24 protein-coding genes and 1 pseudogene are annotated in these 24767 nt (G+C 40.9%); 8 read left to right on the forward strand and 17 right to left on the reverse strand.

Translation table 11 applies throughout. The annotated features are described in order from the left end of the window. Positions 1–68 precede the first annotated feature (68 nt). On the reverse strand, positions 69–812 hold the full coding sequence (locus B2V22_RS04920; protein ID WP_290490852.1) for a pseudouridine synthase: 744 nt from the start codon (positions 810–812) through the stop codon (positions 69–71). Positions 813–948: 136 nt separating this feature from the next. Here B2V22_RS04920 and cdaA point away from each other — a divergent pair, with 136 nt between their 5' ends. The 3 genes from cdaA (at position 949) to glmM (ending at position 4639) form a co-directional block, all read left to right on the forward strand. After that, positions 949–1803 (forward strand): diadenylate cyclase CdaA, encoded by an 855-nt coding sequence (gene cdaA / locus B2V22_RS04925; RefSeq protein ID WP_016897342.1) that lies wholly within the window; start codon positions 949–951, stop codon positions 1801–1803. Further along, the gene (locus B2V22_RS04930) at positions 1793–3133 is read left to right on the forward strand and encodes a CdaR family protein (protein WP_290490853.1); all 1341 of its coding nucleotides are present in this window, start codon (positions 1793–1795) and stop codon (positions 3131–3133) included. The genes cdaA and B2V22_RS04930 overlap by 11 nt, the downstream gene beginning before the upstream one ends. Before the next feature lie 141 nt (positions 3134–3274). After that, positions 3275–4639: a phosphoglucosamine mutase gene (glmM, locus tag B2V22_RS04935; protein ID WP_290490854.1), complete on the forward strand. Its 1365-nt coding sequence runs from the start codon at positions 3275–3277 to the stop codon at positions 4637–4639. Positions 4640–4889: 250 nt separating this feature from the next. Here glmM and B2V22_RS04940 read toward each other — a convergent pair whose 3' ends face one another. From B2V22_RS04940 to amaP, 6 genes are all read right to left on the reverse strand, one after another. After that, positions 4890–5648: a MerR family transcriptional regulator gene (locus B2V22_RS04940; protein WP_290490855.1), complete on the reverse strand. Its 759-nt coding sequence runs from the start codon at positions 5646–5648 to the stop codon at positions 4890–4892. A gap of 167 nt (positions 5649–5815) precedes the next feature. Further along, positions 5816–6130: a membrane protein insertion efficiency factor YidD gene (gene yidD, locus B2V22_RS04945; protein WP_290490856.1), complete on the reverse strand. Its 315-nt coding sequence runs from the start codon at positions 6128–6130 to the stop codon at positions 5816–5818. 6 nt (positions 6131–6136) lie between these two features. Further along, positions 6137–6709, reverse strand: a complete 573-nt coding sequence (locus tag B2V22_RS04950) for a DJ-1 family glyoxalase III (RefSeq protein WP_290490857.1) — start codon at positions 6707–6709, stop codon at positions 6137–6139. Positions 6710–6845: 136 nt separating this feature from the next. Beyond that, positions 6846–7307, reverse strand: a complete 462-nt coding sequence (locus B2V22_RS04955) for an Asp23/Gls24 family envelope stress response protein (RefSeq protein ID WP_069285465.1) — start codon at positions 7305–7307, stop codon at positions 6846–6848. A gap of 106 nt (positions 7308–7413) precedes the next feature. Continuing rightward, on the reverse strand, positions 7414–7635 hold the full coding sequence (locus tag B2V22_RS04960) for a DUF2273 domain-containing protein (RefSeq protein ID WP_290490858.1): 222 nt from the start codon (positions 7633–7635) through the stop codon (positions 7414–7416). A 14-nt stretch (positions 7636–7649) separates the two neighbouring features. Further along, positions 7650–8228, reverse strand: a complete 579-nt coding sequence (gene amaP, locus B2V22_RS04965) for an alkaline shock response membrane anchor protein AmaP (protein ID WP_290490859.1) — start codon at positions 8226–8228, stop codon at positions 7650–7652. 209 nt (positions 8229–8437) lie between these two features. Here amaP and B2V22_RS04970 point away from each other — a divergent pair, with 209 nt between their 5' ends. Continuing rightward, positions 8438–9004 (forward strand): NADPH-dependent FMN reductase, encoded by a 567-nt coding sequence (locus B2V22_RS04970; protein ID WP_290490860.1) that lies wholly within the window; start codon positions 8438–8440, stop codon positions 9002–9004. A 123-nt stretch (positions 9005–9127) separates the two neighbouring features. On the opposite strand, the pseudogene B2V22_RS08500 reads toward B2V22_RS04970, so the two are convergent. Beyond that, positions 9128–10513, reverse strand: a pseudogene (locus B2V22_RS08500) (6-phospho-beta-glucosidase). A gap of 174 nt (positions 10514–10687) precedes the next feature. On the opposite strand from B2V22_RS08500, the gene B2V22_RS04980 reads away from it, so the two are divergent. Then, complete coding sequence (locus B2V22_RS04980; RefSeq protein WP_290490861.1) at positions 10688–11563, forward strand: MurR/RpiR family transcriptional regulator; 876 nt, start codon at positions 10688–10690, stop codon at positions 11561–11563. Between the two features lie 382 nt (positions 11564–11945). On the opposite strand, the gene B2V22_RS04985 is transcribed toward B2V22_RS04980, so the two are convergent. The 4 genes from B2V22_RS04985 to B2V22_RS05000 form a co-directional block, all read right to left on the reverse strand. Then, positions 11946–13325 (reverse strand): L-cystine transporter, encoded by a 1380-nt coding sequence (locus B2V22_RS04985; protein ID WP_290490862.1) that lies wholly within the window; start codon positions 13323–13325, stop codon positions 11946–11948. A 40-nt stretch (positions 13326–13365) separates the two neighbouring features. Next, entirely contained in the window at positions 13366–14289 is a 924-nt protein-coding gene (locus B2V22_RS04990; RefSeq protein ID WP_048729424.1) for a LysR family transcriptional regulator, read from the reverse strand. Between the two features lie 103 nt (positions 14290–14392). Continuing rightward, positions 14393–15493 carry an aminotransferase class V-fold PLP-dependent enzyme gene (locus tag B2V22_RS04995; protein ID WP_290490863.1) on the reverse strand — a complete coding sequence of 367 codons (1101 nt, stop codon included), beginning with the start codon at positions 15491–15493 and terminating at the stop codon, positions 14393–14395. Between the two features lie 209 nt (positions 15494–15702). Continuing rightward, a complete protein-coding gene (locus B2V22_RS05000) occupies positions 15703–16572 on the reverse strand; it encodes a VOC family protein (RefSeq protein ID WP_290490864.1) in 870 nt (289 codons plus the stop codon). A 287-nt stretch (positions 16573–16859) separates the two neighbouring features. Here B2V22_RS05000 and B2V22_RS05005 point away from each other — a divergent pair, with 287 nt between their 5' ends. Further along, positions 16860–17672, forward strand: a complete 813-nt coding sequence (locus B2V22_RS05005; RefSeq protein WP_069285473.1) for a ZIP family metal transporter — start codon at positions 16860–16862, stop codon at positions 17670–17672. Between the two features lie 130 nt (positions 17673–17802). On the opposite strand, the gene B2V22_RS05010 is transcribed toward B2V22_RS05005, so the two are convergent. The 5 genes from B2V22_RS05010 to B2V22_RS05030 all read right to left on the reverse strand — a co-directional run bounded on the left by B2V22_RS05010 (position 17803) and on the right by B2V22_RS05030 (position 21627). After that, complete coding sequence (locus tag B2V22_RS05010) at positions 17803–18786, reverse strand: lactate/malate family dehydrogenase (RefSeq protein ID WP_290490865.1); 984 nt, start codon at positions 18784–18786, stop codon at positions 17803–17805. Between the two features lie 210 nt (positions 18787–18996). Beyond that, complete coding sequence (locus B2V22_RS05015; protein ID WP_290490866.1) at positions 18997–19431, reverse strand: universal stress protein; 435 nt, start codon at positions 19429–19431, stop codon at positions 18997–18999. 39 nt (positions 19432–19470) lie between these two features. After that, a complete protein-coding gene (locus tag B2V22_RS05020; protein ID WP_290490867.1) occupies positions 19471–19905 on the reverse strand; it encodes a universal stress protein in 435 nt (144 codons plus the stop codon). Between the two features lie 203 nt (positions 19906–20108). Next, positions 20109–21200 (reverse strand): M42 family metallopeptidase, encoded by a 1092-nt coding sequence (locus B2V22_RS05025; RefSeq protein ID WP_290490868.1) that lies wholly within the window; start codon positions 21198–21200, stop codon positions 20109–20111. Positions 21201–21336: 136 nt separating this feature from the next. Further along, positions 21337–21627, reverse strand: a complete 291-nt coding sequence (locus tag B2V22_RS05030) for a GNAT family N-acetyltransferase (protein WP_290490869.1) — start codon at positions 21625–21627, stop codon at positions 21337–21339. A gap of 163 nt (positions 21628–21790) precedes the next feature. Between B2V22_RS05030 and B2V22_RS05035 the strand changes: the two genes are divergently transcribed. Then, on the forward strand, positions 21791–22171 hold the full coding sequence (locus B2V22_RS05035) for a PH domain-containing protein (protein WP_003143637.1): 381 nt from the start codon (positions 21791–21793) through the stop codon (positions 22169–22171). 810 nt (positions 22172–22981) lie between these two features. Continuing rightward, positions 22982–24175: a coenzyme F420-0:L-glutamate ligase gene (locus B2V22_RS05040; RefSeq protein ID WP_290490870.1), complete on the forward strand. Its 1194-nt coding sequence runs from the start codon at positions 22982–22984 to the stop codon at positions 24173–24175. Positions 24176–24767 lie beyond the last annotated feature (592 nt).

Here is a 24767-nt window from a genome sequence, read left to right on the forward strand (position 1 = left end):
AGATTTCAACAGTTTGGCCAAAAGTTTTTTGAAAAATTTTTTTGATCTTATTTTACCGCCTTTTTCCCTCAACTTTCTTTACGCTTATCATATAGAAGAAAGATGCTTTTGAGTGACTGGATTTCCGCTTCATTTAGTCGGCGATACCCCCCTTCCACTAGGCCGTCAATACTTAAATCGCCAATTGTTTGTCGGTATAAGTCTGTGACTTTTACCCCGCAAGCAAGGAACATTTTCTTCACTTGGTGGCGGCGCCCCTCTGAAATCGTGACTAAACCAGTTGAGGATTGCGGGCTTGCCGAAATGATTTCAAGCCTTGCTGCTTTACAGATCGTCCCATCCTCAAAAATGATACCAGCTTGAAATTGTGCGACCATTTTGCCATCAATAAGGCCATTCACGTTGACGCGGTAGGTTTTTGGAATATCAAATTTGGGTTGTTGGAAGATGTAATGGAGCTGGCCGTTGTTGGTGACGAAGACAAGTCCATGGGCATCGCGGTCTAGACGGCCGGTAATTGCTAAATCGCCGGGATTATCTGCTGGTTGAATCAGGTCAATGACCGTTGGGTGGGTCTGGTCTTTATTGGCTGACAGGTAGCCTTTGGGTTTATGGACCAAGTAATATGTATGGCCAAAATGGTGATCAATTACTACTTGGTCGACGGTAATTTCTTGCCAGCTGGGATCAACAACGGTGGCGAATTGTGTGACAACTTGGCCGTCAACGGTGACATGGCCATCTTTCAATAGGCGTTTGCAGGCCTTTCGGGTCACTTGCCCAGCATCCATAATCAATTGTCCAAGTAACATGCCATTCCTCCTTCACTCCAGTTTACTTGTTTCTACTATTATAAACATTTTTGGGAAATGTGTCTTAAGTTTCTATCGATAAAAGGCTGATATGGTATACTTTATAGTGAGAAAACTTAGAATGGAGGATAGACGCATGCAAATAGATTGGTCTGGTATTATTTCTTGGACGAATGTTTTCAATCTAATTGATATTTTGATTGTTTGGTTGTTTATCTACCAGCTCTTGAAGATCCTAAAGAATACGAAAGCCTTCAATATTTTGAACGGGGTTTTCATCTTCTTGCTGATTAAAATTATTTCCACCCTCTTCCAGTTGAAGACGGTAGATTGGATCATGAACAATATTATCCAATGGTCTGTCGTTGGTGCAATTGTCATATTCCAACCTGAAATCAGAAGAGGATTAGATCATTTGGGACAACAATTCTTTGCTGGTAAACGTGAGGCTGGGGCCCGCAATCCAAACGAAAAAATGGTGCGCGATTTAGTTGAAGCTTGCGAGTACATGGGTAAACGTCGGATTGGTGCTTTGATTTCCCTTCAACGTTCGCAACCTTTAAATGAATACGCAGCTACTGGGATTCGATTAGATTCAGCCATCTCATCTCAATTATTGATTAACATTTTCATCCCAAACACGCCCCTACATGATGGTGCCGTGATTATTCAAGATTTAGAAATTGCTTCTGCCGCTTCTTACCTGCCACTTTCAGAGAACTCGGAGATTCCTAAAGAATTAGGGACTAGACACCGAGCTGCTGTCGGCTTAAGTGAAGTAACAGATGCCATCACTATCGTCGTCTCAGAAGAAACAGGCGGTGTTTCAATTACTGAACGTGGCGAGATTACCCGCGACCTTAGTCAAGATGAGTTGTACACCATTCTAGCAGACAATTTCATCAACACTACTGATGAGGAAGCGAATGATAACTTCTTAACTAACTGGTTTAACCAATTAACAGGAGGTGGCAAGTCAGATGATCAATAAGTTTTATAACAATCGAATTGCCCTGTTAATATTATCGCTCTTCTTATCTATCTTAATGTTTGTATATGTGAAGGCTGAGCAGTATTCGGAAAACCCAGTGACTTTCTTTCAAAACGTCAGCGAAGCGACAACGGAAACGATTTATAACGTGCCTGTATATATAGATGGAAACGTGGATGCGTATTACGTCACTGGTCTACCAGATAGCGTTTCTGTCAGTTTATCTGGACCAAAAAACTTAATCGAACAAACACTTGAAGCCGATGACTTCCGCGTCATCACAGAAGACTTAACCAATCTAGGCGAAGGGTCTCATTACATCCAATTACAATTGGAAAATGTTTCAGAAGCCGTGTCTTATGAGATTTCACCTTCAAGCGTCAATATTTCAATTGATTCGCTACAAACAACTGAATATCCAGTCCAAGTGGAAATGTCTAATGAATCTGCAGTTGCGGATGGTTACGAAATTACAGATGTGTCTTTAAGCCAAGATTCTGTCACCTTAACTGGTTCGACATCTGACATTGAAAGCGTGAGCCAAGTTTATACAGTCGTAAATATTCCAGATAACTTATCTGAAGACTACACCACAACCGCCACTGTCATTACAGAAAATGCGGACGGTGATATCTTGAATATCAACACCGACCCAAGTGAGGTTGACGTGACCGTTCAAGTTTCGCCTGAAGGTGTGTCGGTCCCTATTGAAGCCAATATCACCAACGAACGCGAAGGCTACACCTATGAAGCAACGATTTTAGACAGCCAAAACGCGACTTTATCTGGTGACTACGATACCATCAATAACACTGAAAGCGTGTCTGCAACCGTTGATGTATCAGGGATTACAACAACAACTACTGTAGACGCGCCCATTGTCCTACCTGATGGTGTAACGAGTTCAGATCCTTCAAACGTTCGGGTCCAAGTGGTGCCAACCGCTACCGAGTCTTCGTCTTCGTCATCATCTAGCGCGTCATCTAGTGCCTCATCTAGTGCCTCATCAGAAAGCGATGAGGATAGCACCAGCTCAGACACCGCATCAAGCGAGTCTAGCGAAGAAAGTGCTACGAGTAGCGAAAGTGGCACTAGCGGTAATGAATCCACTATTGAAGAAGATACGACAAGTGATAGCGAAATCAGCGACAGCACCAGTTCAAGCACAAGCGAAGTTGGCGTAACGACTGGCGTCAGTAACAACTTACAAAATAGCAACGGCAATGTCCAAGCCGACCAAATCAATTCAACAAGCTCAGAAAGCGTCTCTAGCTCTTCTAGCGCAAATGTCTTTAACGGAATACTTGCTTTTTTAGCTAGTTTTTCCTAGTATTAACCAGTGTAATCTAGACTGCCTTTTTTCAAGGCAAGAAACATATCTTTAATTTTTAATTATGAATCATTAAATGTTATACTATAACGAAATCGACGACAAAATCGATATTCACTTTCGAAAACAAAGGAGTAAATTATGAGAAAATATTTTGGTACTGATGGGGTTCGCGGTTTAGCGAATGAAGAATTAACACCAGAATTAGCATTTAAATTGGGTCGTTTTGGTGGTCACGTGTTAATGCAACATGCACCAGAAGGAATGGAACATCCGCGTGTTCTAGTTGCCCGCGATACACGTATCTCAGGTCAATTATTAGAGCAAGCCTTAACTGCTGGTTTATTATCAGTAGGGATTGAAGTGCAACAATTAGGCGTTATTACAACTCCAGCTGTATCTTATTTAACTCGTACTACCGGTGCAACTGCTGGTGTCATGATTTCAGCAAGCCACAACCCTGCACCAGACAATGGGATTAAATTCTTTGGTTCTGACGGCTTCAAATTGTCTGACGCTCAAGAGGAAGAAATCGAAGCATTATTAGACCAAGAAGAAGATACTTTACCACGTCCATCAGCTGAAGGATTAGGGACAGTAATCGCTAACCCAGGTGCAGTTGGTAAATACTTAGAATTCCTAGCATCAACAATCTCTGGCGATTTATCAGGTATTAAAGTAGCAGTTGACGGCGCGAACGGTGCCACTTCACCATTAGTTAACCGTTTATTCGCTGACTTAGGTACTGACTTTACAACAATGGCGACTTCTCCAGATGGTATCAACATCAACGAAGGTGTTGGTTCAACACATACAGAGAAATTACAAGCCCTTGTAAAAGAAACAGGTGCTGATGTCGGTGTGGCCTTCGATGGTGACGGCGACCGCTGTTTAGCAGTTGACGAAGAAGGTAACCTAGTAGACGGTGACCAAATGATGTTCATCTGTGGTAAATACTTAAACGAACGTGGTAAATTAAACGACAACACAATCGTGTCAACTGTAATGTCTAACTTAGGTTTCCACAAAGCAGTTGAAGATGCAGGCATGAAAGCACCACAAACTAAAGTTGGTGACCGTTATGTGGTTGAAGAAATGCGTGAACACGGATATAACCTTGGTGGAGAGCAATCAGGTCATATCATCTTCATGGACTACAACAACACAGGTGACGGCCTTTTATCAGCAGTACAATTACTACATGTATTAAAAACTTCAGGTAAAAAATTATCTGAATTAGCCGGTGAAATGAAAACTTACCCTCAAGAATTAATCAATGTGCGTGTAACACGTGAAGGTAAAACAGAAGCAATGAATTCTGCAACGGTACAACAAGTTATTGATGAAGTGAACACAGAAATGGCCGGCAATGGCCGTATCTTAGTACGCCCTTCTGGAACAGAAAACCTATTACGTGTTATGGTAGAAGCACAAACCGACGAAGAAGCATACAACTACGCGAAACGAATCGCATATCAAGTAAGCAAAGAATTCGGCGTAGAATAAAAACAAGGTGTGACACAAACGTTTTATCGGAATGTGACCACCCTTATTAAGATGAAACAGCGTATGGCCATCGACATACGCTGTTTTTTGTACTTTTAACAGAATATATATTTATATAAACACTATTAAACTAGGGTCGTGATAAAACTATCGCGAGCCCTTTATTGTTTAAAAATACTCATTGGCACCCGCTTTCCACAAGACTTTTTTCTCTCTTCTACTTTTAGAATAGGATTTTATGACTATATTTTTATATTAGGTGATTTTTGATAGTTGCTTGCAAAAACGCTGTTGCCCCAGGTGCAATCTTCTCATAGTACTCCTTAAAACGCTCATCACTCATATACATATCCACCATAGTCATATGCATTTCTCCACTATATTGACCTTCTGGCCAGTAGAATGTCAGCCATTCTTTATGTAACTCGAAGACCTCTTTAGCTAGTGGTGAGTTAACATCTCCGATTATAGTTGCTTGAGCTAACTTTTCATGAAGTATTGCTGTCAACGCTTCAATCGATGTCCAAGTTTCTTGATCTACCGCCAGTAAACGATCATTGGCAGCATCAACTTGATCATCACCATATTTCTTCCGTACTTCTTCACCATAAGTTGCTTCATTTTCACCTACTAATGATTGTTTAAATACTTCAAATTTTTCTTCATTTAACATAATTATTTCGCCCCTTTGTGCTTTTATCGTTGTCTGCACCGTCTCTATTAACCGGTCAATACGACGGCGTTCCTTTGAAAGGTAAGTCAAATGTGCGTTTAATGTCGCCACCACTTGGTAATCTGGCGAGTGTACCAAGCTTCGAATATCCGCCAAGGCGATACCCATCTCTTTAAAGAACAGAATTTGTTGCAATAAATCGACTTCTGCTTGTCCATATAATCGGTAACCCGCCTCAGATAAAGTCTGTGGTTCTAATAAACCAATCTTGTCATAGTGGCGCAAAGTTTTTCTTGTCACACCAGTCAAATCGGCTAATTCTCCTATTGTATACATCCTACTCACCTCTCAATATATATAATAAAGCCTGCCCTTAGGTAAAGGTAAACCTCTTTTTTGAAAAAGGGCAAATCTTTTTAAGCTAAGTATCATTTCCCGCTATCTTCCTATTTTAATTTCAAAAAAAAGACGTGGCAAAATATCTTTCGCCACGTCTTTTACTACTATTCTACTTCATGATGGTGGTCATGTTTCTCCATTTGTGCAATCAAATATGCCCGGTCTTCGTCAGACATTTCCTCACGGTTGCGACGTAAGGTGAAATGGTCTGGTACTGGATCTAGCCCCCCTGGCACCATTGGGTTACAACGAATAATACGCGCTGTACCCATAGCTGCCCCCTTAAGTGTGCCATGTTTATTGATTGCCTGAATCATATAAGTTGAGCACGATGGATAGTAGCGGCAAGTCGGTGGAAACATTGGGGAAATATGCTTTTGGTAACCCCGCACCATTTTTACCAGGGGTTTGTCAGCCATAATACGTTACCCCTTTTTCTCTTCAACTATTGGTAATAATAAACCATCAGCAACCTCTTGTGCTTTAGCAACGCCTTTTAGAATTCGAATAATATCCAAAGCAAAATAAACTGCTGTGGCTGGTCCACGTGAGGTCAATACTTTATGGTTTTCATCGTAGTAGGTAATATCTTCATGGAACGTTTTATAATGTACTTGGTCTTCAAAGCCTGGGTAGCATGTTCCTTCCAAGTCTTTTGTGATGCCTGCTGCTTCAAGAGCGATTGGTGAAGCACAAATACTCGAAACGTATTTATCGTTCGCTACTTGTTTAGCAATCAAGTCAGTTACTCTTTTATCATTGGCCAATTTTTCTGCACCTGGGCGCCCACCTGGCGTAATGACCATGTCATAGCTGTCAGCATCAATATCATCTAGCATCTTATCTGCCATAATCTCAATGCCATGGTCACCAATTGTCGATAGCGTTTCGTTGATAGATACGATATCTATTGGGATTTGTGCTCGACGTAGGTAATCAATAACTGTGATTGCTTCTACTTCTTCGTAACCTTCACCTAGTAAAATCATTGTTTTCATCTTTAACCCTCCAATTTAAAATGCCGCTTTTCTTACCTCTATCTTACCTAAATTCTGGGGATAAGAAAAGGATCGACACTTGGCCGACCCCTCCTACACATGATAATAGATACTAGCTATCTATATATGTTAGTTATTATTGTACTCTTGAACCATCTGTAAATTCACCATTTTGGTGGGCACGACGGCGTTCTTCAGCGCGTTGACGTTCTTCTTCAGATTGTTGTTGTTGATAATCTGCACGTGTCATCACGTCGTTAACATTCATGTTCACTTCAACAACTGTTAAACCAGTCATTTTTTCAACGTTTGCTTTCACTTTTTCGATTGTTTGGTTAAAGGCTGCAGGAATGTTTTTGCCGTATTCAGCAATTACTTCTAAGTCGATGGCTACTTCTTTACTACCAACTTCAGCATTAACACCTTTTGTTTTATCATCTTCAGAAGAGAAGAAGCTTTTCACGCCAGATGTGAAGTTACCTTTCAACTCTAAAATGCCGTCAACATCTTGAACTGAGTTATTCGCAATACGTTCTAACACGCGAGGTTCAAAAGCTAAATTATTTTCGTGTTTTACTTGTTCATTTGTTTCAGCCATAATTTAATTCCTCCTAATATTTATGTTGGTCATCTAGCCAACTTTAAATAACCTATAAGTTAATGATAACGTGAATATTTCTGATTATCAACCGATAACCCTTCGACTATTTCATAAAGAACCGTAACCAGGCACGTAAGTCGACCTCACCATCAAAGTAAGCACCGATAATAAAGCCGACTGCTGCGATGATAAATACCAGTAACGCCATCCCGAAATTAAAGACTACCCACAATAGTGCAAAGATAAAGGCTGATAATAAGCCGATAATTCGCCCTTTGTATTGGCGCCAAATCGCACGTTCTTCTCGTTTATTCCGTTCTGACATATTATCCCTCCTCCTTATTGCACACGTGGTGCAGCTTTCTGTTTGGCTTGTTTTTCAGCTACGACAACACTACGATCAATTTGATTGACCATCACATTAACATCCGCAACTGGAATCCCCAATGAAACGGCCACCGTATCACGTACACGTTCTTGTACCCGACTAGCCAAGTCAATCACATTGGCTACGTCATCCACTTGGAAAACAACGCTTACTTTTGTATCTTCAGGACGTTTACCAAATCGCACTTTTGCTTCAGGGAATTTTACCCCTGACACACGCTGGCTAGCGCGGACTGCTGTATCTTCAACAGAATGTTTGGTAAAACTTAATACACCGGCATCCGTTTTGACTTCTAAGTGGTCACGTTTCGCTGGTGCCACAACCGCCTGTAGGAAAACAACTAACACAAGCAAGGCTACAAAGGCTAAACCAGCTAACATGGCCCATTGACCATAGGTATTGCCTAAGACAGTCTCTTTAACGAAAGGTGTTAGGTATTGAATTGGGTAAAACAAGGCAATTGCAGCTAATAATGCAACCAAGCCCACTAGGGTTAATATAATTTGTAGAAATCTTCTAAAACCACCCATCGGATCCCCTCCTAATTTATTTATATATTATAAATGATTATCTATAGGTTACAATAAAAGTTATGACAATTCAAACATTCCGCATAATATTTCGAAAACGAAACAAAGCGTTTTCCAAGCCTATCAAAACGTGTTACACTATATAAAAATAAGTAATTATTCAAATATATATTACCCATTATTACAATTGAAAAAGGAGTTTACCCACCATGAAGACAGTGGTTATCAGCGGATCAAATGTCGGCACCAAATCACGTGTTGCTGCAGATGAATACATTAAACAAGCAAAAAGCTACCGCCCAGATGCGGACATGGAATTAATTGACCTGGCTGAAAAGGTCATGGTTTTTTCAGATGGCCGCAATTATTTTGAATACCCTGGTGACACTGGCCAAGTCCTTAAAACCATCATGGCTGCAGATGTCTTAGTCTTGACCATGCCGACTTTCCAAGCTTCATACCCAGCTACCGTGAAAAACTTGTTCGACCTGCTACCTGTGAATGCCTTCCGGGACAAGGTGGTTGGCGTCATCAACACTGCTGGTTCTCCGCGTCATTATTTAATGGTTGAAACCCAATTAATGCCGATCTTAAATTATATGAAGGCCACTGTCGTCAACAAGTACGTCTTTATTGAAGACCGAGACTTCAGCCGCAACGAAATCGTCAGTGATGAGATCATTTTCCGTATTGAACGATTGGTCGATGATGTCTTCACCATGGCAGACGTACAAGCAGAAATTCAAGCCAAAAAAGATGCTGCTTACGGTTTTTAATAGCCAGCGTCATCATATTGGAAAAAGCGTGCCCCAGGAAGGTCAGTCAACTCCCTGAGGCACGCTATTTTTATGGCGAAAATTTTTGACAAAGGACTTGTCATTTTTTTAAAAAACAAGCACTTAATTCGATTGCATTAATTTGTCTACATAAGCCACAACATCTGGTTGATTGGCTTCAATTTCAGCAATCTTGTCAGCAGATTGTGGTAAATGCGCTTTGTGAGCATATAATAATTCGTCCAAGACGCGTTTAGCCATCTGACCACCTGGTACTAGGGGGTTAATCGTGAAGGCATGTAAAGCTGCCCCGTAATTCCCTTCAACGGCGGCATGGATAACCGTTTCTTCCATCCCCTTCATCAATTGGATCATCCCACGAGCGGCTGGCATAAATTCACCCCAGTTGAATGGTACAGCGCCGTGGCTAGTGATTTGGGCAGATACTTCCACAATGGCATCGTACGGTATGTCTTGGATCGTCCCGTTATTTTGGGTAGAAACCCACCATAACAGTCTGTTTGTCGTTGTAGATAGAAGCAATTACCTCACAAGCGGCGTCAGAATAGTAAGTCCCACCACGTTGGGTTAATTCTTCAGGCTTGTAGTCTAAAGCTGGATCTTTATACAATTCAAACAATTGTTGCTCAGTCTTCTTCACGACTTGTGCACGTGTTGCCCCTGCTTTAAACTCTTCAATAGAATGTTGTAACATCTCATCTTCAGAGTAGTAGTAACGGTGGTAACCACATGGTAAGATGGCCAAATCTTGAATTTGTTCAATATGATAGTTGGCATCATGGATATTCTTCAAGGCTGATTCTAGGCCATCATCTGATTTTTTGTATAATAAATCAATGACTTTAGCTGTTAATTCCTTGCCTTGACGGTCCCAAACTTTATGCCAGTGAAAGTGGTTAATACCAGCAAATTGGTAGAACAAGTCTTCCTGTTCAACATCCAACTGCCCAGCAATATCCATACAGTGGGTAATCGGCACATTACATAAACCAATTGTCCGCTTCCAACCGAATTGTTTAATCGCTGCTTCAGTGACCATCCCCGCTGGATTGGTAAAGTTAATCAACCAAGCATCCGGACATTGTACTTTCATATCTTCAATAATTTGACCGATAATCGGAATGGTTCTAAAGGCCTTCAACATCCCACCAGCACCATTAGTTTCTTGACCTAAAATCCCGTGAGATAAAGGAATACGTTCATCCTTCACACGTGCATCTAGCAAGCCCACACGAAATTGCGTTGTGACAAAGTCCGCATCTTTCAAGGCATTGAACCGGTCTAAAGTTAAGGTAACCTTCCAGCAGCCTTCACCATCCGATTAGCCATTTCCCCAACAATATTTAATTTTTCCTGCCCTGCCTCAATATCCACTAAGACAATCTCATCAATTGGCATCTCATCTTTACGTTTAATGTAACCTTCAATTAATTCTGGTGTATACGAAGAACCGCCACCAATTGTGACAATTTTTAACCCTTTACCCATCCTGTTCAACCTCCTATAATTTGATTACCCTCATCATATTTTATATTGTAACCCTTTACAATATGAACAAATCAAATAGTAAGGCCAAACACAAAGTAAGTCCACTTAATTGAAATTCTTGTGTCACCCTTACACAAAATATGCTATTATCTGTAAAAAAGGGGGGGTATCGCCATGTTGCTGATTGAACAAATGAAAACCACTCACTTTTCCCACGCTGAACAATCCATAGTGCAATACATGATTGAACATCCAGAAAAACTCGACCAATTAACGACTACGCATTTCGCAGAAATTACCCATACCAATCCAACCAGTCTCATCCGGGTAGCCAAGAAACTGGGTTACAAAGGTTGGACGGATTTACGCACCGCCTACCTAGACGAATGGTTGTATTTAAATAGCCACTACAATGCCATTGACGCCAACCGTCCTTTCGCCAAAAACGATTCCCTAGCCACTATCGCCAACAAGATGGCCAGTCTAGACCAAAACACCATCCAAGATACTCTATCTTTACTGGACTACCAGGAGATTCAAAAGGCCCAGGACATTTTGTTGAAGGCTAAAAATATTAAAATTTTCGGTAGTCATACCAATGCCATGATTTCACAGGAATTTGTTACCAAGATGCGACGGATTAACCGAAACGTGACTATCGCTTCCACCTTTCATTATGTAGACTATGAAGCCTACTATTCGGATCAAGATACCTGCGCTATTATTATTTCTTATTCTGGAGAGAATGCTGGGTTAATTAAATGCATGGAAATATTGAAGCATAAGGAAGTGCCTATTATCAGTCTGACCAGCATTGGGGACAACAAGATTTCACAGATGAGTGATTGCCGGTTGAATATTACGACTCGGGAAAAATTGTACTCCAAAATCGGTAACTTCACCTCTAATACCTCGATCATTTACCTACTTAACTTGCTTTACGCCATAGTCTTTGCCAAAGACTATGACGAAAACCTGGACCACATCATCACAGTCGGCAAGCACTTTGACCAACGAACCACAAGTGTTGATATTATGCGTGAAAACTAGACGAAACTTCGGAATAAAAACATGTCCTAAAAGAATTTCCATAATCTGTAGGCTTATGCTTTCACTATCATTGACTTAGATGCAGTTGAACCGCCCTTAGCCGTGGCCTAAGGGCTTGTCTGGCTATTCATTCTGTAAGGTTAAAGTCCAAAATAGAATGATATGCACCAGGCTATCCAGAACCACTGCGAAGGCATGCTAGGAAAGCGCAGTTGTTTTCTAACGACGCTGTGGAGGTGTTCTTTTTAAAAAGTAGTACGTAATAAGCAAACAACTATTCTAAAGTTTGGTCGATAAAGCCAGCGCTAATACCCGTTGACAAATACATTTATCGCTAACAAAAAAAGTCGCCCTTTTTCAAGGACGACTTTCTTTGTTTCTATTAACCAACTTCAATTTGTGCGTCTGGATTATTGAATACATCTTCGTTTAGAGTGCCCAAACGTTTAGAAGTGACAACACCTGCTAGGATTGAGTCGTTAACGTTTAAGGCTGTACGGCCCATGTCAACAATTGGTTCAATTGAAACCATTAAACCAATGATTTCTACTGGTAAGCCTAGAGTTCCGAATACGATTAGTGATGCGAAGGTTGCACCACCACCAACACCGGCTACACCGAATGATGAAATAACGATAGCTCCAATAATGGTTAACCAAACCATTGGGTCAGATAGGTCCATACCCACTGTTGGGGCTACGATGGCTACTAACATGGTTGGGTAGATACCCGCACAACCGTTTTGACCGATGGATAAACCAAAGGTACCGGCGAAGTTAGCTGTTGCATCTTCTACACCTAAAGCATCTGTTTGTGTCTGGATGTTCATTGGTAATGCCCCACCACTTGAACGTGATGTAAAGGCAAAGCCTAATACAGAAGATGCTTTCTTGAAGTAGTTGATTGGGTTGACTTTGAAACCAACTAAGATCAAGGCATGAATTGCGAACATGATAATAATGGCTACGTAAGCTGCGATAACGAATGTGGCCATATTCAATAGGGCTTGGAAGCTTGATGATGCCATGGCTTTCACCATTAAGGCAAAGATACCATAAGGCGCCATTCTCAAGACTAATGTCACGATACGTGAAACGATGGCGTCTAACATATCGATCATTTTCTTAAAGTATGAAGCTTCTTCTGGGTGTTTTCTTGCGATACCTAGATAAGCGACACCAACGAAGGCTGAAAAGATTACTACTGCGATGTTACTTGATTGACGTAAGCCCGCTAAGTCTTCAAAGATATTTGTTGGGATAAATGACAGGATTTGTTGCGGTAGGGTTGTATCAGCGATTTCAGCTTGGCGCTCTTGGATATAAGCGATTCGTGCTGTTTCGGCTGCCCCTTGGGTAAATTCTGCACCGTCTAAGTTGAATAGTAAGGCAATGGATAAGCCAATAACGGATGCAACGGCTACTGTGATAATTAATACAGCTAGGACGTTGAAACCTATTTTGCCAAGGTTCTTCTCACCTTCTACTCTGGTAAAGGCGCGGACTAGTGAAACGAAGATTAATGGTACAACAAGCATTTGTAGGAAGGATACGTATCCGTTCCCGATGATGTTGATCCAATCTAAAATTGTTGTGGTTGTACTTGAGTCGGAACCAAATAGTAATTGAATAATAATACCAAAAACAATCCCAATACCTAATCCGATAAAGACACGGTTTGAATATTTCACGTGTTTCCCTGCTAAACGGTTTAGGAATAACAATACAAGTACAAAAATAGCTAATGTAATGATAACTGCCATCTTGTCTTCCTCCTGAATATTGATATAAATGTGGTGCTGATTAAGAATCAGCAGATCCAATTACATCATTCAACTGGTCGTTCAAAATGCCAATGAATCGTTCGGCTTCGCTAGATAGTTTACGGTATTTGTTTTGAATGTAAATAATATGGTTGTCTTCAACATCTGTAACAGGGACGGTGGTCATCATGTCACGGAATGGTGAAGTCAATATACCTGTACCCACTAGGATAGCGTCAGTTTTCACTAAGACATTAATCGAAGTCGCCCGGTCGCTGACGTAAATGGTTGATTGTGTAGAGTCCTCTCCCAAGTCCAATGCTTCCTCAGTTAATTGAGCTGAGGAACCTTGTGTCTGTTCGAATGTAACAGATGGATAGGCCAGCAAATCTGCTTGGGTTAGGCTTTCTCTATCTGCTAAGGGATGTTGTTTACCGACGAAAACATGGGGTTGAAAGGCCCCGATTTCTGTATAGCTCAACTCGTTATGGTTTAGGTACTGCTTAATGACCTTTTGGTTGTAAGCATTCATGTATAAAATCCCGATTTCAGAATAGGCATTTTTGACATTTTCCATTACATCAGTTGTTGAGGTTTCTAATAAACGATAATGGTGGGCGCGATCTTCATCATTTGCAACTAATACCGCAAAAGCTTCTGACACAAAGTCATAATGCTGACTAGATACAGAAAACAATTTTTTTCGGTCGGCATCTAAGTAACGATTCTCCATAACGGATACCTGCGACAAGACATCACGAGCGTACGATAAGAATTCGCTACCTTCTTCAGTAATGAAGATACCGCGTTTTGTGCGCTCGAAGATTTGTAAGTCATACATTTCTTCCAACTCACGAATGGCCGTTGATAAAGAAGATTGCGCCATGAACAGCCGTCTAGCTGCCTCACGGAATGATCCGCTATCAGCGACGACAACAGCATATTTTAGTTTTTGAAAGTTCATGGCTCTCTCCATCCTTCCCTTGTGAACTCTTACACTCACAATTTCATATATTACACTAATCAAATTCGTTTTTCACTATTACTGCTCACAGATGATCACTTTTTTAAACGTTAAAAGCTTGGTTAATATCTGCCACTAAATCATCACTATTTTCAATCCCTGTTGATATCCGTAAAACCTTGTCAGTTAGGCCGTATTGCGCCCGTAATTCAGTTGGGATATCCGCATGCGTTTGTGTTTCTGGGTAAGTAATTAAACTTTCTACCCCACCTAAACTCTCTGCAAAAGTAAAAATCTTCAAGCTGTTCAAGGCATCACGGATAATGCCAGCGTCTTTCACTGCGAATGATACCATACCCCCGCGTCCTGAGTAATACACTTTCTCAATTGCTGGGTGGTTTTCTAAAGCTTCTACTAAGGATTTGGCGTTCTTTTCATGTTGTTGCAAGCGAACTGCCAAGGTTTTTAGTCCACGCATGATCAACCAACAGGCAAAAGGATCTAAAGTTGCCCCTGTTGTATTCAATTGGAAGACTAATTTTTCATTGATATCTTGACCCTTGCTGGCTACTAAACCACCTAAGACATCATTGTGACCACCAATATATTTCGTTGCTGAATGGATGACAACATCCGCCCCTTCTTCAAGTGGGCGTTGGATGAGTGGTGTGTAGAAAGTATTGTCTACAACAACTACAGCGCCAACTGCATGGGCACGTTTAGAAATTTCCGCAATATCAAATTCCACCATCATTGGATTAGTTGGTGTTTCGATGAAGACTAATTTCGGTCCTTTTTCAATTTCAGCGTACACTTCATCTTCTGTTAAACAGTAAGTGAAGTTGTAGAAGCCCTTTTCCTCCATGTGATGGAAGTAACGGTATGAGCCACCATATAAATCTTGTAGGGTAACGACTGTATCACCATGTGATAATAAGCCTTCAATAACTAATTGAATAGCTGCCATACCTGATGACGTAGCAAACCCTTGTTCACCATACTCCAAAACTGCAATTGCTTCTTGCAAGACGTCACGAGTGGGGTTGGCCGTACGCGTATAGTCGTAACCAGTGGATTCACCTAGGCCTGGGTGCTTATAGGCTGTTGAGAAATATAGTGGCGTGTTAATCGCACCATAAGCCTTGTCACTACGGTTACCAATTTGTGCAAGCAAAGTTTCAATATGTCGTTCTGTCATCGTCATTACCGTCCTTCTATTAAAATTCAATTAAATTCTGTTATCGCTTTTACCAATCATAACATGGTTTAAATGATTAAAATTTATGGATATTAGAACGGTGTTGTTCGCTAAAAACGAACACAATCAAGTTGTTGATTGGACGACATTTTCCCACAGCAAAAAGGACCATCAACCATTAAGCTGATAGCCCTTCCGTCAATAAGAATATTGGATTATTTAAAATCTACGTATACGATAACGCCATTCGCGTCTTTGGCTGTTACATGATTTGCTTCTTCAGCAACTACGCGACCGTTAGCTTTTAATTTCGCTACGATGTTATTGTATAATTCTTGGTTATGGTAAGTTAATGTGTATGCTGCTAAACCAGTTTGGTCTTCAGCGTAAGGTACCATCGATTCTGCACCCCAAGCGTTTACAGCGATGTGGTGGTGGTAGTCAGAGTATGAAGTGAAGTGGACATTATTCGTGAAGCCCATTTGCTCTTCTAAGACCATTTCATCTGTTAAGAAACCGAAGAAGTCTTCTACTTTAGCTGATGATAAGTGTAAGTGACCGATGATTGTCCCTTCAGCGAAGAATGCTTGTGGTTCGTCAGATGAACGGCTAGCTAATACGCCTTCTGCATCCATTGGTTCAGTCACACCAGTTACCCCACCGTTTGGACCATGTGTCCATTGGTCAGCAATACGATCAGCGTAAATTTCAATACCATTGTCTTCTGGATCTTGTAAGTATAATGCTTCTGAGTAAGAGTGGTCTGAAGCACCTGATAATTGTGTTTGGTTTAATAACATACGATATAAAACGTCACCTAAAGCGGCACGAGAAGGCAACAACCAAGCTGTGTGGAATAGACCGTTTTTCGGACCAGTGATTAATTTGTAGTCTGCTTTACCGTCTAAGATTAATTGCGGTGCATCTTGCCCTTTGGAACCTAATTCAACGATACCTTCAGTTTCTTCATCTTTTAAGATTTCTAAACCGATTACTTCGTTGTAGTAGCGTTTCATTTTGTTTAAGTTTTTTACGCGGTAAGTAACTGTTGAGATTGTAACATCATTAAAAAATTGTTCTTCCATTTTATATTTCCACCTTTTATTTTGTTTATATATACGAGTTGCGTTTGCTTCAACTATTATCATTAAATTTTGATTTAACAACTTACTTTTTTAAAAAACACTTACTAAAAGTAAGCTCATATACAGTATACCTTATTTTTTCTCAGTGGTAAACACTCTTGCTTCTTTCTTCTCATATTTTTTGGTATCCCGAATAAAAAAACCAAAACTTTGCTAATTCCAATGAAATGCTATACCAAATGATTTATAATAAAAGTGGAATATTAGGAGAAATGGAGTGAATGTGAATGTTTGAATGGTTTGCAACTGCCAACCCGATTTTACAAGCTACGCTGGCCGGCGTCTTTACTTGGTCGATGACGGCCTTAGGTTCAGCATTGGTATTTTTCTTTAATGAAATTAACCGTCGTATATTGGATATTATGAATGGATTTGCTGCTGGGGTTATGATTGCCGCAAGTTTCTGGTCACTTCTTGCCCCATCAATTGAATATGCAGAGGCAGGTGGGTGGGGCCGTTTTGCCTTTGTACCAGCCTTAATTGGTTTTATCGTAGGGGGACTTTTCCTACGTTTGATCGATTACATCACCCCCCATTTACATATGGGACAAAATAAAATGGATGCTGAAGGACCTAAGACCAAGTTGCCAGCAACAACCTTGTTATTATTAGCCGTAACCATCCACAACATCCCCGAAGGTCTATCTGTTGGGGTAGCATACGGGGCCAACGAATTTAATGCTGCAAGTCTGGCTTCTGCCTTGGTATTAACCATGGGGATTGGGCTACAAAACTTCCCTGAAGGGTCAGCCTTATCTATGCCAATCCGCGCAGAAGGTGCCAGCAAATGGCGTGCCTTCCAGTTGGGTCAAGCATCTGCCCTAGTAGAAATCGTCGGTGCCGCTTTAGGCGCTTTACTGGTTTCTCAAGTGACTGTTATCTTACCTTATGCACTAGCCTTTGCAGCAGGTGCCATGATCTTCGTTTGTGTGGAACAACTGATTCCAGAATCACAATCGCATGGTAACTCAGATATCGCCACCGTCGCTCTACTTATTGGCTTTGGTGTCATGATGACCCTAGACGTTGCTTTAGGTTAAATCCCTTGCAAAACTCTTTGTAAAAAAACTATTGCGATAAAACCCATCAACCAGACGCAAACAGCGTACGCCAGGTTGATGGGTTATTTTTTGTATATTTAAGACAGGTATTTTGAAAAATAACTGTCTGTTAGAATTTCACATCCGCGTCTTGCATGGCTTTTTGAATGTAAGCTGCCGACTCGTGCAATTTTGCCTCTTCCCAAGCATTCAAGCTAACGGGTAGTCGTTTTTCCACGCCATTAACGCCAATAATACAGGGCATTGATAGGGCAACGTTACCGTTATAGCCGTATTCGCCCCGTAAGGTGGTGCAGGCTGGGTAGACACTACGTTCATCAAGAACAACGGCCTTAGCCATCGTAACTGCTGCTTGAGCAACACCCGCATTGGTCCACCCCTTGCCATTAAAGACATCATAAGCTGCAGAAACCACATTCTTCTTGATATCTTCAGGACTTGATAGGTCAACTTGTGGGTCGCGGTCAAAGTATTGGTCTAGTTCTTCGTAAGCCACTCCTTGAATATTCAATTTACTCAAGACTGGGAAGGCTGTAGCCCCGTGTTCCCCCATCATATAGCCGACAACTGATTTAGGGTCAACGTCGTAAGCGTTGGCGAAAACATTACGCAAGCGAGCTGAATCAAGCATAGTTCCTGTTCCAAAAATCTTCCCTTCAGGATAATCAAACTCATTTTCCGCAATATATAAAATGGTGTCTAGCGGGTTGGTAATCACAATGATAATGGCCTCTTTGGTGTGCTCAACGATGTTCTCCATTACGTCACGAATGGTTTTTGAAGTGATTTTCGCTAGGGTTGCCCGGTCCGGTTCGGCAGTTGGGTTATTGGGATCAGGTTTCATAGAATTCCCGGCCGCAATTACGATAACATCCGCATCATCTATTTGCTCGTAACCACCGTGGGTCACTTTAATATTGTTCATGTAAGTTAAAGCTCGGGCCTGCTCTTGATCGACCGCTTCACCTCGCGCGATATTTTCATCGATATCAATGACGCCAATTTCACCAAAAACACCAGCCTTCATGGCATCCGCCAATACGTAAGAACCTACGTGACCAACACCCACAACTACTAATTTATTTGTTTTCATCCCATTGCCTCCGTCTCTCTAATTCTTTTTTAATTATTATAACGCAATTGTCAGGAAAAATCATTAACCAGACTGAGGATAGGAAGCAGTCTATAACCTTGCCACCAAGATGCAAAAAAGAAGCCAGGAATTCGTATTCCCAGCCCCTCATGTTAGTTAGCTCGTTTTTCATCCTCAATCGCTCGAGCAAAGCTATTGAGTTCAAAACCATTATTTTATGACTAATACATGTGATTTGACGTTACGTACTACATATTCAGATACGGAACCCATCATGGCTCGTTCAATTGCCCCTTTACCAGTTGCACCTACAACCACAAGGTCCGCTTTGGCTGTATCTGCGAACTCTACAATACCGTATCTTGCGTCGCCTTTGATGATTTCAAGGGTTACATTTTCAAGGCCAGCTTCTTTGGCTTCTGCTTCATAAGATTCTAAGACACTTAAAGCATCCGCCCGCAAGTCGTCATATAATCGCATAGAGGCTTCCGGATTACCGAAACGCACAAAGTCATCTAACACATTCAACACGATCAACTCAGAATCATTTCGCTTGGCGATAGATACTGCTTCTTTAAAAGCACGGTATGAAGCATCTGATCCATCTACTGGAATTAAAAGCTTTTTGTATTCTGCTACTGACATGATAACCCCTCCTCATGGGTGCTTGTGTTCATCCCCATCCTATTTCACAACTAGTACTGGGATTTTAGATAGTCGTACTGTGTTCTCTGCCACAGACCCAACTAGGGCACGCGTTACAGCGCCTTTACCAGTTGCACCAATTACAACTAATTGGTAGTCACCTTCATTAGCAATTTTGGCTACTTCACGTCTTGGGTTTCCAAAAGAGGTGAAGGTACGTATGTCATTGAAATTACGGGTTTTACCATAATCTTCATATTTTTCAAGGGTTTCTAGGGTACGTTTTTTCATCTCGTTGATATCTGTTTCAGATACCCGCAAGTCACTAAACACATAGTCATCTGCAATTACTGATAGGACGTCTACGGTAGCATTTGATCGCATGGCAATCTCAACTGCATCTCGAAAGGCTGCTTTACTGTTGTCCGAGTCATCTACTGGCACCAATATACGTTGAATGTTATCAAGAATCATTTTGGTTACCCCCTTACTTTCTTTCTATATAAAGTATAACATAAAAATGGAATCGCTTACAAAAGTAAGGCCCTTATATTTCAAGAAAAACAATTAGCCTCTTTTCTCTAACCAATGCTTGAACCTTGCGCCAGTAGGCTATTCAAATCGAAGCCAAGCAAAAAGACTATGACATTTTGCCACAGTCTTTTGGGTTTCTATGCTTATAAGTCCTGTAATGATGTGAAGGCTAGGTCCTCTGCTGTTAAGCCTTTTAAGAAGGCTACGGTGACGTCCACAGTGTCTTGGAAGTCTTGATAGGCAGATATTAGGTAATGAGTATGTGCATAACGAGTTGGCATACCTAGTGTAATCACTGATACCCCATTATTTGCAGTATGGATTGAACCAGCATTTGTACCACCACCATCGCGGACGGCTTGTTGGATTGTGATGCCCGCATCTTCACTTGCTTTTAAAAATAGACCATTTAAATGGTCAGAAGCGATATAAGTTGAATCGCGATACCGCAATTGCGGTCCTTGTTTCACGCGTCCTTGGCCAAGTGTAGCTGACTTTGCATAATCGTCTGAAGGCGTTCCTTCAAAAACAATGGCCACTTGTGGATCAATGCGGTTTGTTGTGACTTTAGCCCCTCTTAAACCAACTTCTTCTTGAGTGGCAAAAGCGCCAACAAGATTGAATGGTAAGTTTTTCACGCCTTCAAGTCCTAATTCATTGAAGACAGCGATGGTTGCAGCTACACCAAGACGGTTGTCAAAGGCTTTACCAATCATCATGCCATTCTTTTCGTTGACCTGGAATTTGGTTGCTGGTACAACGGGTTGTCCGACTGTAATACCAAAATCGTTGATCACTTCTTCTCTTGAAGTAGCACCCACATCTAGCTTCAAGTCTGTTAAGGCTACTGGTTTAGCTTTTTCTTCTGCAGTCATGAAATGGATAGGTTTACTTGTGGCAACAGCTGGTACATAGCTTTCATTATCATTGGTTCTAACCATGAATAATTGCGACTGGGCAGAGGCTGCCGTCCAACCACCTAGAGCTTGCATCAACAATAAACCATTTTCATCGATGGCTTGCACCATAAATCCGACTTCATCCATATGGGAGTCTAACATAATCGTTGGTTTGTTGGGGTCGATGTCAGTAAAGTTCATGTATAGGTTTTTCATTGCATCGGCTTGTAAGCTAAAATCGCCTTTGTTGGCTTTCACTACTTCGATCACTTGGTCTTCATATCCTGGCGCCCCGTAAGCATTCGACACGTCTTCTAATAATTTAATATATTTCATATTGCACCTCTTTAGACTTTCTAATGTAACCATTTTACCGATATTTATTGGAAAATGAAAGCGAGTGCCCTTCAAAGTAAAAAGCCATCCCTCTCCTTGCTAGCCAGCAAAGACAGGGATGGCTCTTCTTCAATCCTTATTTGTCTACATTAATGTGGTCGTATTTCGCTGGGTTTTCGTTGAATTTCTTCACGACATATGGGCATACGGCTTTAATTTTTCGGCCTTTTGCCTCTGAGTCGGCAACTAGGTGGTCGACAAGTTGCGCAGCGACACCTTGTCCGCGTAAACTTGGATCCGTCCATGTGTGTGTTGCGACGATGACATTATCTGCCTTTGGTTGATACTCGATTTCAGCAATACGTTTGTCGCCTGCTTCGTTAAAAATGGCAAATCCATTGGTGACTTCTTTAATTTCGTATCCCATATATTCCCTCCTCAACTTGTGTGACGCTTTATTACCTTAATTATATCAAAATCTAGGGATAATAGCTCAAAATTAGCCTTGGTTGACCTTATTTTCATTTACTCGGTATAATGAAGTGAACTTAAATGGTAGACAACTGTTTTACAAAAAAAGGAGTGGCAATATGGGCTTATTTTCAGGATTATTTGGTAATGCTTCTGAAGCGGATAAGGAGCGAGTTTCCGAGGCTTTGGAGAAGGTACTCATTCCCGGTGAATCAATTGAATTATCTTACAACATCTTGCGAGACTTAGTCGTATTCACATCATATCGATTAATTTTAATGGATAAACAAGGGATTACCGGTAAGAAACGAGACTTCATGAGTGTACCTTACAAGTCAATTTCACGCTTTTCAGTAGAAACTGTGGGGAATTTTGATGTGGATGCTGAAGTAGATATTTACTTATCTGGTAACGACCAACCAACGATCGCGCTACAATTTAGAGGTGGCGACGTGGTATATGATGTACAGCGCGCCCTAGCAGCAGCCGTATTACTGTAAAAATTTAGATGAATTTTATGAGAGGTGACCGTATAATGGTCAGCTCTTTTTTGTATTGTACTTGTAAAGCAGTTGATAACTGCCGGTTCAGCATCCGGTGATCATTTTGACAAAAAAATAACCCCTAAAGCTAGATTTTTGGTCTAACTTTAGAGGATCCCATTTAACAAACGATGCTGCCTAACTGTTGGCTTTTAGGCTTGTTGATGATTTGGTATTTTTTATTGGTCTATATTTTGATGTTTAGCTATTAACGGCTAGCACCGAGATACAAAGGATCACCTCCTTACGGCGGAACAGCTTTTGAATGCATCATCCGGTTAACAAACGCGAGGTTAAAACTGTGTTGTTTGATAGCGATCAAACATTTTTTCATTTTATCTTTCCTCCTAAAGATGTGAAAATACACAAAAAAATAGCGTCAGACACTAAGGTCAAACGCTAGGATTTTTAATAGATATTTTCATTGTAGTCGGTGTAAGGACTGTAGCATCAAGGGCACAAGGGCAGTCAAAACCGTTAGCTAGTAACTTATTCAATCGTGCATTCCATGTGTTAAACAATAGATTCGTCATTTCATACCTCACAAATCTGGCAAATGCGTTGAATTCAATTGGCTGATTTTTTGCTACAATTTTTACACTTTCATCATAGCATGACCAAATTTCGCTTGTCCAATAATTATACTTTAAAAATAATGAGAAAAATGTTCGGCTTTTGCTCATACTTGATTGGCAAAGGGATTTTGTTGATATATAATAAAGCAGTATGCCATAAAGGCACAAGAGAATTTTGAAGGGACGATTATTTATGTCTAGAGCTGTAGGTACTGTTGTAAGAGGGTTACGTGCCCCAATTATTAAAGAGAACGATGACCTAGCTGGTATCGTTGTAGATACTGTCTTAAACGCGGCCAAAGAAGATGGTTATGAAGTTCGTGACCACGATATCGTAACAGTTACAGAGTCAATTTTAGCTCGTGCACAAGGAAACTTTGTTGAGTTAGAGGCTGTTGTAAAAGATATCCAACGTCAAACAAAGAGCGAAACGATTGGTATCGTTAACCCAATCCTTAGCCGTAACCGTTTCTACGCAATCTTAAAAGGTATCGCTATGTCAGCGAAAAAAATCGTGATTCAATTAAGCTACCCTTCTGATGAAGTGGGTAACCGTTTAATTTCACGCGATGAATTAGAAGCATCTGGTTTAAACCCATACACTGACGTTTTGACAGAAGCTGAATTCCGTAGCCACTTCCCAGAATTGGCGCATGAGTTTACAGGTGAAGACTACGTTGCTTTATACAAAAAATGCGTGGAAGAAACTGGTGCAGAATGTGAAATTATTTTCGCAAACCACCCACAAACAATTTTAGACTACGTAGATACAGTTGTAATCGCTGATATCCACGACCGTAAATACACACGCCGTACTTTAGAAAAACATGGCGCTAAAGAAATCATTGGTTTAGACCAGATCTTAAACCAATCAATCGACGGTTCTGGTTACAACGAAGACTTCGGTTTATTAGGCGCTAACCTTTCTGGTAACAATAGCTTGAAACTATTCCCTCGTGATGCACAAGCATTCGTTGAAGACGTTCAAAAACGTTTATTAAAAGCAACTGGGAAAGCTGTTGAAGTAATGGTTTACGGTGACGGCGCTTTCCAAGATCCAGTTGGCCATATCTGGGAATTAGCTGACCCTGTTGTATCACCTGGTTTCACTAAAGGCTTATCTGGCACACCAGACGAAATCAAAATCAAATACGTTGCGGACAACCAGTTCGGTGACTTATCTGGTGAAGAATTAACAGAAGCGATGCGTGCTTACATCAAAGACCATGACAAAATCGATGAAGCTGGACATAACACGTCATTAGGTACAACACCGCGTAACATCACTGACTTAGTTGGGTCATTATCTGACTTAACTTCAGGTTCAGGAGACAAAGGTACGCCGTTTATCTATATCCAAGGCTACTTTGACAAATATTCTGACTAATAACAGGATCTGAATGACACCGTTCAGCTCAAAAACGATAACGTAAATAGGCAAAGTGACGGCACATCATGAAGGCTATTTGCGAAGCGGACTTGAGCTGGTCGCACGAACTCAACTTCAGGGTGTGAGTTTCGGCGCTAAGTCTGGTCCCCACTCTTAATCAGATAATAACTTTAACTATTAGGGACACGACCTTGCTTGTGTCCCTTTTTTGCGTATTCAAAAAATAACCAGCCGTTGGGAGGACAGCTGGTTAAAATTGTAATCTTTCAATTGGGAGGAGAAAGATTTATGAAGAAAAGTTTGGTTTGTTTATTGGGTATGCTTATATAATAGGCGATAAATTTGAAGATATGATGAAATTGTCAGCAATTTTTGTGGTAAATATGTGATAAAATTTTTAACAGTTTCTAAAGACAGGATTTTTCCGCAAAGAAAGGCCTATGACTTTCAAATCATAGACCTTCTTGAAAATAGTTACTATATTGAACAGGTGCTCACACCTTGTAGTCGGATTCGATCGACCATCTCAAGTCCACTTCAGACTAGTTTACGCTTTAGCGTTTACTCGGTGTGTTTTGCAATAGAGAAG

It is taken from the genome of Aerococcus sp. UBA6277 (assembly GCF_002440555.1).
Classification (GTDB): domain Bacteria; phylum Bacillota; class Bacilli; order Lactobacillales; family Aerococcaceae; genus Aerococcus.

Excerpts from the sequence above, each read along its gene's own strand:
- B2V22_RS04920 (WP_290490852.1), bottom strand. The coding sequence starts at position 812 with ATGTTACTTGGACAATTGATTATGGATGCTGGGCAAGTGACCCGAAAG.
- cdaA (WP_016897342.1), top strand. The coding sequence starts at position 949 with ATGCAAATAGATTGGTCTGGTATTATTTCTTGGACGAATGTTTTCAAT.
- B2V22_RS04930 (WP_290490853.1), top strand. The coding sequence starts at position 1,793 with ATGATCAATAAGTTTTATAACAATCGAATTGCCCTGTTAATATTATCG.
- glmM (WP_290490854.1), top strand. The coding sequence starts at position 3,275 with ATGAGAAAATATTTTGGTACTGATGGGGTTCGCGGTTTAGCGAATGAA.
- B2V22_RS04940 (WP_290490855.1), bottom strand. The coding sequence starts at position 5,648 with ATGTATACAATAGGAGAATTAGCCGATTTGACTGGTGTGACAAGAAAA.
- yidD (WP_290490856.1), bottom strand. The coding sequence starts at position 6,130 with ATGGCTGACAAACCCCTGGTAAAAATGGTGCGGGGTTACCAAAAGCAT.
- B2V22_RS04950 (WP_290490857.1), bottom strand. The coding sequence starts at position 6,709 with ATGAAAACAATGATTTTACTAGGTGAAGGTTACGAAGAAGTAGAAGCA.
- B2V22_RS04955 (WP_069285465.1), bottom strand. The coding sequence starts at position 7,307 with ATGGCTGAAACAAATGAACAAGTAAAACACGAAAATAATTTAGCTTTT.
- B2V22_RS04960 (WP_290490858.1), bottom strand. The coding sequence starts at position 7,635 with ATGTCAGAACGGAATAAACGAGAAGAACGTGCGATTTGGCGCCAATAC.
- amaP (WP_290490859.1), bottom strand. The coding sequence starts at position 8,228 with ATGGGTGGTTTTAGAAGATTTCTACAAATTATATTAACCCTAGTGGGC.
- B2V22_RS04970 (WP_290490860.1), top strand. The coding sequence starts at position 8,438 with ATGAAGACAGTGGTTATCAGCGGATCAAATGTCGGCACCAAATCACGT.
- B2V22_RS04980 (WP_290490861.1), top strand. The coding sequence starts at position 10,688 with ATGTTGCTGATTGAACAAATGAAAACCACTCACTTTTCCCACGCTGAA.
- B2V22_RS04985 (WP_290490862.1), bottom strand. The coding sequence starts at position 13,325 with ATGGCAGTTATCATTACATTAGCTATTTTTGTACTTGTATTGTTATTC.
- B2V22_RS04990 (WP_048729424.1), bottom strand. The coding sequence starts at position 14,289 with ATGAACTTTCAAAAACTAAAATATGCTGTTGTCGTCGCTGATAGCGGA.
- B2V22_RS04995 (WP_290490863.1), bottom strand. The coding sequence starts at position 15,493 with ATGACGATGACAGAACGACATATTGAAACTTTGCTTGCACAAATTGGT.
- B2V22_RS05000 (WP_290490864.1), bottom strand. The coding sequence starts at position 16,572 with ATGGAAGAACAATTTTTTAATGATGTTACAATCTCAACAGTTACTTAC.
- B2V22_RS05005 (WP_069285473.1), top strand. The coding sequence starts at position 16,860 with ATGTTTGAATGGTTTGCAACTGCCAACCCGATTTTACAAGCTACGCTG.
- B2V22_RS05010 (WP_290490865.1), bottom strand. The coding sequence starts at position 18,786 with ATGAAAACAAATAAATTAGTAGTTGTGGGTGTTGGTCACGTAGGTTCT.
- B2V22_RS05015 (WP_290490866.1), bottom strand. The coding sequence starts at position 19,431 with ATGTCAGTAGCAGAATACAAAAAGCTTTTAATTCCAGTAGATGGATCA.
- B2V22_RS05020 (WP_290490867.1), bottom strand. The coding sequence starts at position 19,905 with ATGATTCTTGATAACATTCAACGTATATTGGTGCCAGTAGATGACTCG.
- B2V22_RS05025 (WP_290490868.1), bottom strand. The coding sequence starts at position 21,200 with ATGAAATATATTAAATTATTAGAAGACGTGTCGAATGCTTACGGGGCG.
- B2V22_RS05030 (WP_290490869.1), bottom strand. The coding sequence starts at position 21,627 with ATGGGATACGAAATTAAAGAAGTCACCAATGGATTTGCCATTTTTAAC.
- B2V22_RS05035 (WP_003143637.1), top strand. The coding sequence starts at position 21,791 with ATGGGCTTATTTTCAGGATTATTTGGTAATGCTTCTGAAGCGGATAAG.
- B2V22_RS05040 (WP_290490870.1), top strand. The coding sequence starts at position 22,982 with ATGTCTAGAGCTGTAGGTACTGTTGTAAGAGGGTTACGTGCCCCAATT.